Source organism: Kitasatospora sp. NBC_00240, assembly GCF_026342405.1.
In the GTDB taxonomy this organism is placed as follows: Bacteria; Actinomycetota; Actinomycetes; order Streptomycetales; family Streptomycetaceae; genus Kitasatospora.
Map to the genome: position 1 here is coordinate 1 of NZ_JAPEMU010000003.1, position 14,709 is coordinate 14,709.

General features: G+C 69.7%; 16 protein-coding genes. 15 read left to right on the forward strand and 1 reads right to left on the reverse strand.

What is annotated here, in order from left to right; translation table 11 throughout:
* Positions 1-76: 76 nt before the first annotated feature.
* From OG689_RS41560 to istB, 5 genes are all read left to right on the forward strand, one after another.
* Complete coding sequence (locus tag OG689_RS41560) at positions 77-400, forward strand: helix-turn-helix transcriptional regulator (RefSeq protein ID WP_266328399.1); 324 nt, start codon at positions 77-79, stop codon at positions 398-400.
* On the forward strand, positions 397-1,938 hold the full coding sequence (locus OG689_RS41565) for a hypothetical protein (RefSeq protein WP_266328401.1): 1,542 nt from the start codon (positions 397-399) through the stop codon (positions 1,936-1,938). Before OG689_RS41560 ends, OG689_RS41565 begins: the two co-directional genes overlap by 4 nt.
* Before the next feature lie 96 nt (positions 1,939-2,034).
* Complete coding sequence (locus tag OG689_RS41570; protein WP_266328403.1) at positions 2,035-2,526, forward strand: DUF4265 domain-containing protein; 492 nt, start codon at positions 2,035-2,037, stop codon at positions 2,524-2,526.
* Positions 2,527-2,650: 124 nt separating this feature from the next.
* Positions 2,651-3,604, forward strand: coding sequence for a hypothetical protein (locus OG689_RS41575; protein WP_266328405.1), 954 nt, complete (start codon positions 2,651-2,653; stop codon positions 3,602-3,604).
* A 68-nt stretch (positions 3,605-3,672) separates the two neighbouring features.
* Positions 3,673-4,443, forward strand: a complete 771-nt coding sequence (gene istB, locus OG689_RS41580; RefSeq protein ID WP_266328887.1) for an IS21-like element helper ATPase IstB — start codon at positions 3,673-3,675, stop codon at positions 4,441-4,443.
* Positions 4,444-4,493: 50 nt separating this feature from the next.
* Here istB and OG689_RS41585 read toward each other — a convergent pair whose 3' ends face one another.
* Positions 4,494-5,126 (reverse strand): AAA family ATPase, encoded by a 633-nt coding sequence (locus tag OG689_RS41585; RefSeq protein WP_266328407.1) that lies wholly within the window; start codon positions 5,124-5,126, stop codon positions 4,494-4,496.
* Positions 5,127-5,428: 302 nt separating this feature from the next.
* Between OG689_RS41585 and OG689_RS41590 the strand changes: the two genes are divergently transcribed.
* The 10 genes from OG689_RS41590 (at position 5,429) to OG689_RS41635 (ending at position 14,536) form a co-directional block, all read left to right on the forward strand.
* Entirely contained in the window at positions 5,429-6,304 is an 876-nt protein-coding gene (locus OG689_RS41590; protein WP_266328409.1) for a hypothetical protein, read from the forward strand.
* A 451-nt stretch (positions 6,305-6,755) separates the two neighbouring features.
* Positions 6,756-7,427, forward strand: coding sequence for a cell envelope biogenesis protein OmpA (locus OG689_RS41595; RefSeq protein ID WP_266328411.1), 672 nt, complete (start codon positions 6,756-6,758; stop codon positions 7,425-7,427).
* A 62-nt stretch (positions 7,428-7,489) separates the two neighbouring features.
* A complete protein-coding gene (locus tag OG689_RS41600) occupies positions 7,490-7,900 on the forward strand; it encodes a hypothetical protein (RefSeq protein WP_266328413.1) in 411 nt (136 codons plus the stop codon).
* A gap of 152 nt (positions 7,901-8,052) precedes the next feature.
* A complete protein-coding gene (locus OG689_RS41605; RefSeq protein WP_266328415.1) occupies positions 8,053-8,910 on the forward strand; it encodes a hypothetical protein in 858 nt (285 codons plus the stop codon).
* A gap of 85 nt (positions 8,911-8,995) precedes the next feature.
* Positions 8,996-9,511 (forward strand): hypothetical protein, encoded by a 516-nt coding sequence (locus tag OG689_RS41610; RefSeq protein WP_266328417.1) that lies wholly within the window; start codon positions 8,996-8,998, stop codon positions 9,509-9,511.
* A gap of 389 nt (positions 9,512-9,900) precedes the next feature.
* A complete protein-coding gene (locus tag OG689_RS41615; protein WP_266328419.1) occupies positions 9,901-10,188 on the forward strand; it encodes a DUF3263 domain-containing protein in 288 nt (95 codons plus the stop codon).
* A 261-nt stretch (positions 10,189-10,449) separates the two neighbouring features.
* Complete coding sequence (locus OG689_RS41620; protein ID WP_266328420.1) at positions 10,450-10,575, forward strand: hypothetical protein; 126 nt, start codon at positions 10,450-10,452, stop codon at positions 10,573-10,575.
* A gap of 1,304 nt (positions 10,576-11,879) precedes the next feature.
* The gene (locus OG689_RS41625; RefSeq protein WP_266328422.1) at positions 11,880-12,167 is read left to right on the forward strand and encodes a hypothetical protein; all 288 of its coding nucleotides are present in this window, start codon (positions 11,880-11,882) and stop codon (positions 12,165-12,167) included.
* 108 nt (positions 12,168-12,275) lie between these two features.
* Positions 12,276-12,854 (forward strand): hypothetical protein, encoded by a 579-nt coding sequence (locus OG689_RS41630; RefSeq protein WP_266328424.1) that lies wholly within the window; start codon positions 12,276-12,278, stop codon positions 12,852-12,854.
* A gap of 464 nt (positions 12,855-13,318) precedes the next feature.
* Positions 13,319-14,536: a hypothetical protein gene (locus OG689_RS41635; protein ID WP_266328426.1), complete on the forward strand. Its 1,218-nt coding sequence runs from the start codon at positions 13,319-13,321 to the stop codon at positions 14,534-14,536.
* Positions 14,537-14,709: the final 173 nt, after the last annotated feature.

Consider the following 14,709-nt stretch of genomic DNA (forward strand, 5'->3'; position numbering starts at 1 on the left):
ATGTCGAGCAATCCCACGTCGAGGACGCGTGGGTCCGGGCCGGCCAGAGGGCCGCCGCGCGCTTTGGGAGGACACGGTGAAGTGGAACCTGCGGATGGTCGCCGCCCAGCGCGACGTCTGGAAGGCGTCCGAGCTGCAGAAGATGTTCGCGGACGCCGGACTGGTCATCTCGGCGGGCAAGATGTCGCACCTGTGGTCGGGGCGCCCACTGACCGTTCGCCTCGACGATCTGGACGTGATCTGCGCGGTGCTGCAGTGCACACCCGCTGACCTCCTGGTCCCCGAGCCGATCGACAACCGGCAGCCGGACGGCGTGGACGAGCAGGCCGAGCGGAAGGTGGTCGGCGGCAGCCCGGTTGTCCTCCGGCGCCGTCCCGGCCGGTCCGGGCCGCCGTTGTGAGCACGCCGATACGTCGCCGCCGTCCCTGGGCGACCCGCAGCTGCCGGGACTGTCTCGGCTGGGGATGGCTCGACCGCCCCCGCTGCAAGGCATGCTGGGGCTTCGTTGCCAAGGCCACCGGCGGTCACTGCGAGGTCTGCGACCGCGACGTGGCCGCCCAGGACGGCGTCTGCCGGCTCTGTCGGCGCCAAGCCAGCCTGATCGCCGGACCGGACAACAAGACGCGCGTCGATCTGACGGCCGCCGCCCGCACCGGCCACCAGCTGTTCATCGTCGGCACCCTGCGTCCGCGGGGCGGCCCGCCGCTCCGCCCGGAGCACCCCGCGGACCAGTCGACGGATCGGTTGCTGCCCTCCGTCCGGCCGCGATGGAGACAGCTGCCGCTGTTCGAGATGGCCCATGACCTGCGCGGAGTCAGCAGCATGGCACCGCTTCTCGATGCCGAACTGGCCGCCGTCCTGGAAGCGCGCGCCGGACGGATCGCGGAGCTGAGAGGCTGGCCCCCTCGCACACTCGGCTCCGTCCGCAGGGGCATCCGCATCCTCTGCGCGGTCCACGCGATCGGCGAGCCGATCCGAGCGTCCACGATCGCCCAGCTCACCCACAACGCGATCCCCTCCAACCACGTCCTGGAGGTCTTCGAAGACCTGGACGTGCTGCTGGATGACCGGCCCGACACCGTGAGGGCCTGGTGCGACACACGCCTGGAATTCCTCGCAGCCGGGATCCGGGCGGAGGTCGACGCCTGGGTCGCGATCCTGCGCAACGGCAGCCGACGTCGGCGCCCCCGCGCCCGGTCCACGGTCATCACCCAGCTCAGGTTGGTCCAGCCGTTCCTGCGCGAGCGGACGGCGGCCTACACCACCCTGCGTCAGGTCGCCCGCGACGACATCACGAGCTGGCTCCCCGACCGCCCCAACCGAGTGCACGAGGCCAGTGCCCTGCGGAGCCTGTTCGGCGTGCTGAAGAAGGAACGGCTCATCTTCGCCAACCCGATGCGAGGGGTGAGAACGAGCGGGAACCACGTCTCGGTACCGGTTCCGCTCACCAACCAGGAAGTCGACTCCGTCGCCACCGCAGCTGAACAGGATCCCGCCCTGCGGGTGGTCGTCGCCCTCGCGGGCGTCCACGCACTGCCCGCCCGCCGCATCCGCGCGCTCCAACTGGACCAGGTCGACCTGCCCGGCCGCCGCCTGGATCCAGCCGGAAGCAATCGCCCCCTGGACGACTACACAGCCGAGGCGATCACCGACTACCTGGCCCACCGGCGCCGACGCTGGCCCAACAGCACCAACCCTCACCTCCTGGTCAGCCGCAACACGGCCACCACCACGACAGCCGTCGGCACCTTCTGGCTCGACCGCCTGGTCAATCGGCTCCCCGTCAGCCTGGACCGGCTCCGACAGGACCGAATCCTCGAAGAAGCCGCCGCCACGGGAGCCGATCCGCTCCATCTCGCCCACGTCTTCGCCCTCAGCGCCAAGGCCAGCCTCCGCTACACCACCGCAGTCACGGAGTCCGCAGCGGAACAGACCTGAAGGAAGCCCTGAGCAGCCACTTCGACGCCCCGCTCGCAGCGCGACAGAGCCGGCGCGGCATCATGTCACCGCAGCGACATCAGCCAGGGAGAGCATGTGATCGAGTTCATCGTCCACGACGACCCGGTCGGGCGCGCTCAAAGCAACTACATCGCCCATGCCGACCTGGCGCCCTTCGGCCTGGACGGGCAGAAGGAGCAGTTGTGGCTGAAGCCTCTCGACGACGGGACCTTCTCGATCGCCTGCATCCCGTTTCGCACCTACGGGCTGGCCTTCGGCGACCAGGTCGTTCTTTCGGACGTTGACGAAGTCGCCGAGGTGGTCGCCCTCTCCTCCCATCGTGTTCTGCGGTTGCTGTTCGTCCCAGGCCTGCCCCCGGCACAACTGAACCAGGCAGTCGATCGCATCAAGAACGAGATCGGTACGGCGGGACTGCTGAGCGAATGGAGCGGTGACCGTCACGTCGCCGTCGACATCCCGCCCAATACGGATGCCTCCCGACTGTTCGCAATCATGGAACACGAGGTCACGGAAGGCCGAGCGTTCTGGGAATGGGCCGACGCCATGCCGTTCTCCGCACGACGCTGAGCCGACCCACCAGTTCGGCCTGCTTCCAGGCCGAACTCGGTCTCTCCATGCGGCAATACTGCCCGGGCTTCCGTGGGTTCGCCCGGCCGATACTTCAGAATCTCTGAACCCGCGGAAGATTGGGGTGACGCCGTTCTACTGCACCCCTGGAGTGGACGGCGCCCACGAGAAGGGCGGCGTCGAGCACGAGGGCGGCAGGTTCCGCCGCACCCACCTGGTCCCGCCACCGCAGGTCGCCACGATCGCCGAGCTCAACGAGCAGTTGGCCCGGATTGATGAGCTGGAGGACACCCGGCACGTCCACGGCCGGCCGACCAGCATCGGATTCGACTTCGAGGCCGAGCGCGAGCTGCTGAACCCGCTGCCGGCGGACCCTTACGACTGCGGGCTGGACCTGACGCCGACGGTCCACCGCAACGGGCGGATCACGGTTCGTCAGAGCTACTACTCGGTGCCGGCCCGATTCATCGGCGGCACGGTCCGCGTCTCGCTGCGGGCCAACGAGCTGCTGGTCTTCGACGGGCGCCAGGTTGTCGCCCGCCACCCGAGGCTGACACGGCGTTATGTCTACCACGACGTGCTGGACCACTACCTGGAGGTCCTGCTGGTCAAGCCCGGTGCGTTCGCGGGTGCCGCAGCGCTGGCCCAGGCCCGTGCGGAGGGCACGTTCACCTCCGCCCACGAGGCGTTCTGGGCCGCCGCGCGGGAGGCGCACGGTGAGCGGGAGGGCACCCGGGCGCTGATCGAGGTCCTGCTGCTGCACCGCCAGTTGCCCGCCGATGCCGTCGTCGCCGGACTTCAGGCCGTCCTGCGGGCGCGCTCCTGCAGTGCGGACCTGGTCGCGATCGAGGCCCGCAAGGCCCAGGAGGCACCGGAGGAGCTGGAGGCGGCCGTCCTGGACAAGGACCCGGTGCAGGCCGAGGCGTTCGCCCGGCTCGGGGTGACAGCCGCTGAGCGGGGCAACGTGATCTCGTTGCACGGCCGCCGGCCGCTGCCCGCCGACACTCGGCCGCTGCCCTCGCTGTCGAAGTACGACCGCCTGCTCAAGCGCAGGCCCACCCAGGAAGGCACGGCATGACCCTGACCGCCGCGAACCCCGCCACCGGCCGGGCGCACGAGCTGACCGGCACGGCGGCGCCGGGCCGCATGCACCGCCCGGATGTCGACCCGGAGGACGCGCTGATCGACGAAGCCTGCAAGACACTGCGGCTGCCCACGATCCGCGACCGGTTCGAGGAGCTCGCCCAGGCCGCCCGCCGCGAGAAGTTCACCTACAAGCAGTTCCTGCTGGACCTGCTGCAGGTCGAGTGCGCGGACCGCGACGTCCGCCGCCGCCAGCGCCTGGTCGCCGCCGCGAAGTTCCCTCGCCCCAAGCGCCTGGAGGACTTCGACTACGACGCCAACCCGAACGTCTCCCCGGAGACCGTCTCCGCCCTCAAGAGCCCGACCTGGGTACGCGAAGGCCGACCGCTCGTCATGATCGGCGACTCCGGGACCGGCAAGTCCCACCTGCTGATCGGGGTCGGCACCGCCATCGCCGAGGCCGGCATGAGTGTCCGCTACACGACCGCGACCGCGCTGGTGAACGAGCTCGCCGAGGCCGAGGCCCACAAGAACCTGACCGCAGCCCTCCATCGCTACACCAAAGTCGATCTTTTGTGCCTGGATGAGTTCGGCTACCTCAACCTGGACAAGAAGGGCGCCAAGCTACTGTTCCAGATTTTCACCGAGCGCGAGGAGCGCAAGGCCACCGCGGTGGCCTCCAACGCGCCGTTCGGCGAGTGGGACAAGACGTTCACCGACCCGAGGCTCTGCGCGGCCATCGCCGACCGGCTCACCTTTCGCTTCACCCTGATCGAGACCGGCACCGAGTCGTTCCGCCTCCAGACCACCGAAGCCGAACACGCGGCACGGTGACTCCATCCTCCGCCCTGCGGAGTTGTCTCCTGAAAGCCGGTGGCGGTGGCTCAGTCGAACCGGATGTGCTTGGCCCCTGTCCAGGCCCGGCGAAGGCGCCCTCGTAGTGTGCTGTCGGTGTTCGGGGCGAGCGTCAGTCCGGAAGAGACGGCGATGTGGTCGGCGACCTGCGGGATCGTGAGGCGATCGGTCCACAAGTGCTCGGCGAACTCGACCTCGCGCAGGCGCTCCAGACACAGGTCGAGTTTCGACAGAGCGAAGCTTTCCCGGCGCAAAGGGGCGTCTTTCCCGGCGACGAACTGCACGGCATGCCCGAAGCCACGCTCGCGCAGCCGTTGCAGCACCGTCCCGCGCTCGGCCAGCAACGCGAAGTGCCGGACGTCATGGCCGCGCTCCCGCAGCCGGCCGACGGTCTCGCGGAAGTACGCTGGCTCCACGACCGTCATCGGCGCGATCACCACACCGTCGTGCTCGGCGAGAGCCCGGTCCAGCACCTCATAAACACCCTGCCGCCAGGCGGGAAGGTCCTGGAAGTCCCCGCGCAGTGGCGGGGGCGTCATCCGGTGAAGGCCGAAACCTACGTGTTCGGGGTCGCAGATGATGCTGCCGGCAAGCCGCCGCTGGATCTCGTGCGCGGTCTGCGTCTTGCCACCGCCGAAGGGGCCGTTGATCCACAAGAGCATGCACAGACCCTACTGCGCTGATGCGGCAACGGAGCCGGGTCCTCCCGGGCTGGGCCTGTCAGGGACCGCGCCCGGGGGGACCCGGGACAGCCAACCTATCGACCAGACCATCACAAACCCGGTGACAGCACCGGGACACGAAACGTCGTGACGAAACATCACCCGATAGGAGTGGCTCCGAAACTCACCGCCGATCTTGGTCCATCGACGACCCCACAAGCTCCACGAACGGAGCAACGTGGCTCTCACTTCCACTGTCCGAGTGGCTCTCACTCAACCTGTCGAAAACAGGCATCCAGACCGTGCCGGACACCGAACTTGCCGAGGCTCTCGAAGTACTGGCCGGCGCCACGCTGGCCGCCACCCTTGACCCTCTCCCCAACCTCTCCACCCTGGAGGATCTTCGCCCGCCGGTATCGACGGCGCTGCGCACGACGCTGGAGAGGGCCCCGTCGGGCACTGGCGGTGTCGTGGCCGCCGTTGCCACGGCCCGCACGATCGCGTCCGTTCGGGGTTTCGATGCCAACCTCGCCGCACTTATGGCCCTCTCGACCGGAATCCGTCTCGATCAGGCCGTGAGGGTCCCGGGGTACCTGGCTGCCAAGCGGGCGGGGCCCGGTGTACTCCAGGGCCTTGCCGACTACCTGACGAAGGCGAACATGCCCTTCGATGAAGTGGTACGCCGCCTTGGCACCATGCTCCCGGCCGTCAGCGAGGAGAATCGCAGGCAGACCGTCCGCGAGTCGATCCTCGCGGTCCGCCGTGCGGCTCCCGTCATGCAGAGGATTGCGGACCTGGTCCGCTCCGAGGGCGCAGCGGCCATGTCCAGGCATGCCCTTTCGAGCGGCCATCCAGTGCTCGTTGCCCGCGCCGCAGCAGCTACGGCTGTCGCCGAGGCGCTGCACCGATATCCGGGAGAGGGGGACCGACTGGTGCAGGAAGCGATCGATTGCGGCGCTCTCCTTCTCGTCGCGATCGCGGAGGGGGGAATGGTGATCGGTGCGGGTGGAGCCGTAGGTGACGGCTCATTGATCGTCGCCGCCCGCGGTCAACTGGTCGAGCTGGGGCGCCGGCCCGATACCGCGCCCTCGCGCTTGCGGGCGTCCGCGGCAGCCGAATGGGTGTGCGCCACCGGCGGCGAGGCGGCGGCGCTCCTGCGGCGCCACGGCATCCACTGACCCTGCAGATGCCGCCGCAGGCCGATCAGTGACTGTCGAGCAGTAGTGCGATGTGGCCGACGGAGAGTCGCCCGCGCGAGCGACTCTCCGACCCCCATCGCCGCTTGCATAAGGCTATATGCAAATGTATTGTCGTTTCTGCTGGGTGGGGGTGACGACAAGCCCGCCGCCCGCTGCGCGCCCAGTCTCGCGGCCCGGAATCCGGCCGCCCGTCCGGATCACCCGCTGGGCGGCACTCTCGTTGCAAACCCGTATCCCTGGAGGTATTTCCGGTGTTCGGCAGACTCCTCATGCTCATCTCAGGCAACGACACCTTCTCCTGTCCGCACCACGGCTGTCCCGCGCAGGTCAGCCTCCGCGGGTTCAGCCCGCACCACCGTCTGGAGTTCAAGCGGTGGGCAACTGACCACTCCCGCCACCGCATGCCCCGCGCGACCCCGAAGGGACTCTGATGTCGACCACACCGTCCCGCCCGGACCCGTCTCGCGGAGCCGCAGCAGGCACCGCGCCCAGCATTCCCGCGCGCTGCGCGAGCCGGCCGCGAAGCGGCGGTCTGGTAGTCCCGTGGATCACCTTCGAGCACGGCGGTCACGCCGCGTTCGGCACCGTCGACGAGCGAAAGCGCATCGTCGCGCTGATCAACAGGCTCTGCCAGGTGTGCGGGCAGCGCCTAGAGAACCGGATCTTCCTGGTGGTCCGGCCGAGCGATGTGCGTCTTGGCCACGCCTTCGAGCCAGGTGTGCATCCCGAGTGCCTTCCGTACAGCGAACAGCACTGCCCGATGCTCAACGGTGCCGCCACGACGTACCGCCAGCGGTCCGTGATGACAACTCACCCCGCAGGCAGGCCGTGCAACGACCCGTCGTGCCCATGCTCCTCGGTCAAGCCCGCTCAGGACGACGAGTTCCGAGTGGGCCAGCCCGCTGACGACTTCGACGGCTGGATGATCGACGCACAGGACTACCAAGTCATGTGGGACCCACAGGACAAGGAGAGGCCGCTCGGCTTGGATCTTGACGTCCCGGTGCTGAGAATGCGTCCCATCCGCCGGAATCCCCGGCCTGACCTGCCCTATCCCGAGGAGTTCGCGGTGCTGCTGAAGGCCCTCGGCCTGGGCCTTTGAACGGCCCCACTCGGAAAGCCCGTGGCTGCGACCGCGCCTCCCCTGACGAAACGGAGACATCGATGCCCGCCCTCACGACCATGCTCGGCAAGGCCCTGGGAGCCGCCGCAGAACACCCGCAGGGTTGGCTCCCGGATACCGTCACCGAGAAGACGCTGGCTCAGCTCCGGGATCTCGGCTACGTCCCGGCCGAGCCCGGCCGACCCGCCATCACCCTCAAAGGCCGCCTGGCGCTGCTCAGCCGCCCGCAGCTGAACGCCCTGACGACCGCGATGTCGGACGGCCGGTTGGCGCCGAACGTCGCGTGGCAAACCTCGCACAGGCTCGCCCGGTGGCACCTCGTCGTGTTCAAGGACGCGGCGGGGAACAGCTTCCCGGACGACGCGGACACCGGCAGCGGCCGCCCTGTCCGTCACGCCTTCCGAACCGGTCTCGGTCTCGCCGTTGCCACAACCGCGCCGCCGAGGCGCTGACACTGCCTCGCACCAGCGCACCGCCCACCGGCGGGGCGCCCGCACAGGCTGCGGGTGCCCCGATGCGGGACATCACGGCCGCGCTGGCACCGCGCCTGAGAGCCGGCCACCACTCCTGAACTACCCTGCCACTCCACGATCGGAGTACAACCGTGCCCATATTCCTTGAGGAGCCCAGCTACGGCCCCGGCGGTCCGGACGGCCAGGGCTGGAACCGGCTCTCGCTCAACGCGCACTTCGACCAGCGCCACCAGTGCGGGCTGCTGCCGATCAACTTCCCCACGCTGTTCGAATCGATGACCGGCCGCCAGCGCTGGGGCGGCTACGAGCGCTGCCGCCAGCTCGCCCCCGGCCACTGCGGCGAGTGCCCGATCCAGCGCCGCCACACCGAGGACCAGGGCGCCATCGCCTGGCCCGACCGCACCCCGCTACTCCTCGCTCGCGTCCGGCCCCTAGCTCCCACCCCCGGCGCGCTCTTCGCCGACCCGGCCTCCGGGCGCAGCACCTTGGAACTGCGGCCATGGCCGGGAGGCACGGCCGTGGAGGCCTCCTGGGTGCAGGTCCGCAACACTCCCGCGCTCCGGCTCAGCTGGGCGTGGCGGGACGCGGAGGGGGAGGCGTTCTGGCTGGTGCGCAACAATCCCGCCGCCGCGGACGCGGTGGTGCGGAGCAAGAAGTTCGGCGCCCACACGCGGCATTCGCTATACAGCCTGGAGGACGGGCCGCGTGTAGCCCTGCTGACCTGCCGCGGCAGCTGCGCCCACGCCTCCTCGCACCTACAGCACCTGGCCGCCGACCTCGGGGTCCACGCCGGCAGGTCGCCCGGATGTGTGCCAGACACGACCGAGCGCCTGCCCGGCGTCCGCAGTATCGAACTCGCTCAGAAGGACGGGCGCAGCGTCATCCGCCGCCACGGTGCCGAAACCCTCATCGCATGGGACGTGCCATTCGACGAGACCACCGCGGCGGCTCTAGCGGCGCACACCGTCCGTCTCACCTCCGCAACCTGACGCTTCCGCAGCAGGGCGCGGGGCGCGGCCGCCACCAGGCCGGCACAGCGCCGCTACCGCGACCCCAACAGAAAGGCAAGAACTCATGCCTGAGCACAGCCCCGTCTCCATCCTCGGCCTGGTGCGCGATCAGATTGACACCCAGGCCGAGTACGCAGTGCAAGTCCGCGACTTCGAGGCATGGGCCCGCCCCATCGACGTCGAGCACCGTCAGCTGACGGGGCTGGACGTCTGGCACGTCGTCCGACGTGCCCACGCGGCGGTAGCCAGAATCGGCCCTCACGGCGTGATCACCCTGGCCACCCCGGCGGCGGTGCTGCGCTTCATACCGATCGGGGTCTACGCGGCTCTCTTCTGCTCGGCTGACGACTGTGAGAACGCCGCCGACGGTGAGGGTTGGGATGGCCTCTGCGGCAGCTGTGCCGACCGTGTCTGCGCAGCCGAGCACCATCCGAAGGAGACCACCACCGCGGCGAAGCCCGGGGCCATCACAAACCAAGAGAGATTGCGTAAGTCTATTTTAACATGTAATGTCGCTTGCGCGGCCGGAGTTCGGCCCGCCACTTCACCCTCTCAAGAGGAGAACACCGAGCATGAATGACAAGCGCATCACGGAGTCCGTCAACGCCCTCCGACACATCGCATGCGTCCTCGCAGCAGCTCTGCTGATATACGGCCAGTTCCGGCTGGCGGCATGCGCGGGGGTGGCCTCGCTGGTCGCCAGCTACTGGCTTCGGGAACGGCGCAGCGGAGTCGAGCCGTCTCGGGCCGCCACGAAGCCCTGCCACCACAAGGCCGCCCGCACAGCGGCCACCAGGTCCCCGGCAGCAGCACCCGCGACGGCCGCAGCCGGGCGGACGAACATCCAGCCTGCTGCAGGCGGACGGCTCGCGCCCCGCAGGCTCGCGGTCGCTCCCGCGCGCCGGACGCAGCCCGGTGTAGCGTCCGACGGCCATCGCGCCCCCTGGCTCCCCCAGCGCCGGGGGCGTTATGCCGGGTGAGGACTCACAGGACCAGGGGGCCGCCGCCGTCCCCCTGGTCCTCGGCGAGCGGGAGGCCGCCATCCTTTTGCTCGAACAGCGCTTCTGGGCGCGGTCGGCGCCCACGTCGGCCGGGCCGAAGGAAGCGGCGATTCGGGCGGAGCTCGGCATCACTCCAACGCGCTACTACCAGCTGCTCAACGGCCTGCTCGACACTGAGCGAGCTCTGGCGTCCTATCCCGTGATGGTCAACCGCCTACGGGCGGTCCGCGACGACCGCCGGACCGCCCGCCAGTGACACCCGGAGACTTTGATGGCAACGACCGCACCGTAGCCGGACACATCAGCATTGAGCCGCCACTCAGGTGAGCGGAAGTCCGCTACAACCCCTCAACTCGCACGACGCCAGCGGCGACGTGCGAGAGAGCCGTTCTGACGTGCATCTGTCCGTGGCGACGTCCCGGCTGGGTGCGAGGGAGGAGTGATCACAATCCTCACCGCCGACGGTCTGGTTCCCTCCTGGGACGCGTCGCGTCCCGTGCATTGATTGTGCGAGGAGGTGCAGGCCGCCGTCGAAGCCTGGCCGGGCCGCACGTTCGCCGGCTTCTTCGAGAGTCTCGACGAGGTGGGCGGCATTTCCCGAGTGCTGGTCAGGAACGGAAAGGCAGTGACCATCACCCCGTAGATCACCTGGGCCTCGGAGGATTAGCCCGAGGCGCACGCATGCGCCCCGGCCGGAGCTGGACAGGCTCCGGCCGGGGCGCATTGGCGTACCTACGGACCGAGGGGGAGCGACGTCGACGCACCGGTGGGACGGCGTTCGGCCCTGCCCACAGTCGGCTACTTGCTCACCGAAGCCCCTGCGGGCCCGCCGACAGGCACGGGTGGAGCGGCCGCGATCTCAGACGTCCCGGGGTCGACATGGCGCCGGCTGCAGGGTGAGCCTGGACGGTTCCTCGGGGTTGGCCGTGAACGCGCGGCCATCTTCGTCGACGACCGTGGCGTCCATCGAGGGGTTCCGCCCCGGCGCTGGAACTCGACGGTCGGCTGCTTGCTGGCGCGAGAGCGACGGGCCACGACAGGGTCGAGGCCTCCGTCGACAGTCCGCCAGTGTCGTTGGCAGTCACGGGGATCGGTAGCTGCCACCGTCTCCGGCGAGCCGGGGTGAGTTGCGGCGAGGAACTCTCCTATGGCCCTGGCAGGCGCAGCGAGTCGGCGCGCCAGGTGCTCACCGGCCGCTGACCCGGGGGTCGGGGTCTGCACCTGCGGGTCGGCCCGCAGGGCGGCCGGCACCGGGCGAGCCGAGGCGAAGCCTTCCGGGTCACGGCGAGGCGACCGCCGGGCCGTCGCCACAGGGCCAGCTCGGGTGAGCAGCTTGGGCGTAGTTGTCTAACTCTATTTATCGCTGTAGTATCAGCACTATTGGGAGGGCGTCCTCCCGGTCTCCGCTCATCGAAAGGGGACTTCTGTGCCCTCTGATCAGCACACCACTCGACCAGTACACCCTTGCGGCCACACCGCCCCGATGCGGGGCTACGTCGCGCTGTGCCGATACCACGGGAGCGTCGTAGCTCCCGCTGACCTTCCGGCGGTCCTGACCGGATTCCTCGGCGCCTCCAAGCAGCTGACCGAGCATCTGGGGATCGGTTTCTGGCCCCTGCTCGGCCGCGCGTATCTCACGCACACCGGAACCGAAGGGTCAGCCCCACCCCGTCAGGACTTGGAGCTACCGCTGGCCGACGTTCCGGACGGAGAGCCCGCAGCTGTTGCCGCGGCGCTGACCGCCTTCAACGGTGGGCTCGGCGCTCCAACGCCACCGCACCAGTACAGCCGCTCCCTGAGCTTGCTGCTGGCCTCGCTCGTCGGGCTGGCTGACCTGCTCGACGCCGATTTCGAGGGGTGCTTGCTCCTGGCCGTTCCGGAAGAGCCGTCCCCACCGCCCGGCCACGTCCCACCTCCCCTTGAACCACGACCCAGGAAGACAGCCCCGTGAGCCCCAGCCCCGCCACCGACATCATCAGCCCGGCCACCGTCGGCCGCGGATCGGTCCGCCAGCGACTCGACCGCGGTACACACCCGGCAACGCTCAAGCCCCTGAAGCCGACCGCCCCGGACGCTCCTGCGGCCTTCTGTGGAGGCTGCGCCTCCCTCCAGCCCCGCATCATCGGCGACGGATCGACACGGCTGAAGTGTGCCCGCAAGGCCACCCGCCGCCGCGGGCCCGATCTCAAGCCCGACTTCCCGGCCTGCGAGGACTACCAGGCCGCCTCGGCATAGCAGCCCCGATCCCGCGGGGCGCCCACCGCGCAGCAGCCGCGCGGGACGGCTCGGGTTCCGCTGCGCCCTTCGATCACCCCATTCCAAGAAGAAGGAACGACGACGGCCATGGCGAATGTCGAAGTCACGATCCAGGAGCTCATCACAGGGTTCCCGTGTTCCTATTCGAATCGCACCCAGGCACTGCACTACCTCCTGGTCGTCGGCGGTAACGGCTATGTGTGGGGCGGCGGCGAGGTCGTCGCTCGGCACGCCGACAGCCGGACCTGTCTGAGCGTCCACACGCTGTCCGGTCGCGAGCTGAAAATCGTGGAAGCGGCACGGCGGGCCGGGCAGGATGTTCCAGCCGGCCTCCTGGGCATGTGCCCGGCGGACGCGCTCCGCCCGCAGGCGGCCCGGCTGGCGCGGACATCGGGTCCGCTGCAGGGTGAGGCGCACCCGCCTTCTTCCGGGTGCCTCCTGCTCACGGTCCCCCCGGACACGGCCCCCGACTGGCGCGCGGCCGCCGAGGAGGTAGCTGCGGTGGTCCGCCCGCTGTGGGAGAGCCCGGCGGAGCGCTGGCTGGCCCTGCTCGCCGTCTTGACGGATGACCAGCGCGCCTACCACCGGCGCCAGCGGGCGGGGGCGCTGGCCACCCTCGACGCCCTGGGTCTGACCGACGGAGCCAATCCCGGGAAGGACCGTTGATGGCGGTGTTCCCGCAGGGCCGGCCGGTGAAGGAGTGTCCCGGCTGCGGGGTGCCGGTTGGAGAGGCTCATACCGGTAGCTGCTCGGAGGCCCAGTGCACGCGCACCGGAACCACGCGCGGGATGTGCGGTTCCTGGCACGACCACGGCGTGAGCGTGTGGACCGGGATGGGGCCAGGCGAGGCGGAAGCCATCGAGTTCGGCTGGTTCGCCGCTCTGGTGCCGGGCCGGGGGTGGGTGCCTGTCCCTGCTCAAACCCCGAGTCCCGAGCACAGCTCCGCCTACTGGCCCGACATCAACCGGGTGTTTTCCCAGGCGTACTGGGACCGGAAGACAAGGCGGTGGACCAAGAGACCGAAGATTGCGTAACTCTATTTCACTATGTAGTGTGGGCGTTGCGGGTCGGAGGTTCGGACTCCCTCGCATCACCCACCTCGTAGGCATTCACCCCTGGAGTGCGCTTTCATGCTGGCCAACGACGCCGTCTCGACCCCCGCCGACAAGTGGCGCTGGAACGCTCCGGCCCCCCGCGAGCTGGCCGAGCAGCGGCAGCAGATGGAAGAGTTCTGCCGGACCGACATCGGTCTCGCGGCAATGACGGGGGCCCTCCAGGGCGGCAGTTCGTCGCTGTTCCCCCACGTCGAGGACGCGGCCGACCCGATCGCTGCCGCCGCCCGCATGCTGTGCGTTCAGGAGAGCCAGCGTCTCGCCGACGCCCGCCTCTACTTCGCGGACTCGGAGACCACGGCTGCGGCACTGGCCGCCGCCTCCACCCCGCCCACCGAGGCCATGACCGAGGCCCGACTGCCGTCCCCGGCCGGTCTGATGGTCTTCGCAGACCCGATCGGCTCCTACGAGATCGGTTCGGACGGTCCGGGCGGCTGGGGCGCGGAGAGGAGCCCGTTGGGTTTCCACACCCCGATCGTCGCCGTGTCGTGGTCGGCGTGGACGGCTCACCCGCGCCGCCCGGGTTCCCTCCCGGTCCAGTGGGTCGCGAACACCGTGCACGGCCGCGAGCTGGTCGAGCCCGGAGCCCGGGGCATTTGGATGACCTTCTACACGGCGTGCGGCGCGGCCTACAACACGTTGGACCCGGACACCGAAATCGAGGTCCCGGTGGTCGGTGGGCGGTCCACGGCCGGGAAGATGGCTGCCGCTCTCGCCCGCGCATACAGGCCGGAGCTGACTTGGGACAACGAGACCGTGCTGATGCTGGGACGCCGGTTCCCCAGTGTCGGGAGCCTGATGGGAACGACCGGAGCATGGGCCCAGACCGTCTACACGGCATGGCAGTTGATGGCGCAGACCGGCGAGCACGCCTGGACCGAGACTGAGGTCATCCCGCGCGACCGGCCGGGACGCAAGCGCGATCGGCGCGCTGGCATCCCCGACGGAGACGTTCGCGTCGTGCGGCTGCGGTCCACCCACCGACCCTCCGCCGAGGCCGCTGCCAAGGACCTCGAAGCAAGCGATGGCCGCATGCCGCCGCGCACCGAGTACCGGTGGGAGGTTCCGCCCTACCGCAGCCCGAACCGCTGCCTGAACACCCACTTGCACGCCGAGGGCCGGTGCACGCACGAGGAGCGGATCATCCGTAAGCACGTCAACGGCCCCAAGGGCAGGCCGGTACGCAGTGTGCGCGGGCCGGTCTACGTCCTGGACACTCCCCCGGCCGAGAGCTGACGCGGAGGGCTGCGGGGGAACCTCCCCCGCAGCCACCGTCACGGCGCCGCCGCCCGACTGGCGCACAGCCGGCTGCCGTCCGGCGCACGGAGGTCCGTACGCCGGGGCCGGCCGCAAGTCGCGGCCGGCCCGCACCCCACAAACCGAAACCCTGTCAACACTCCGGAGAACCT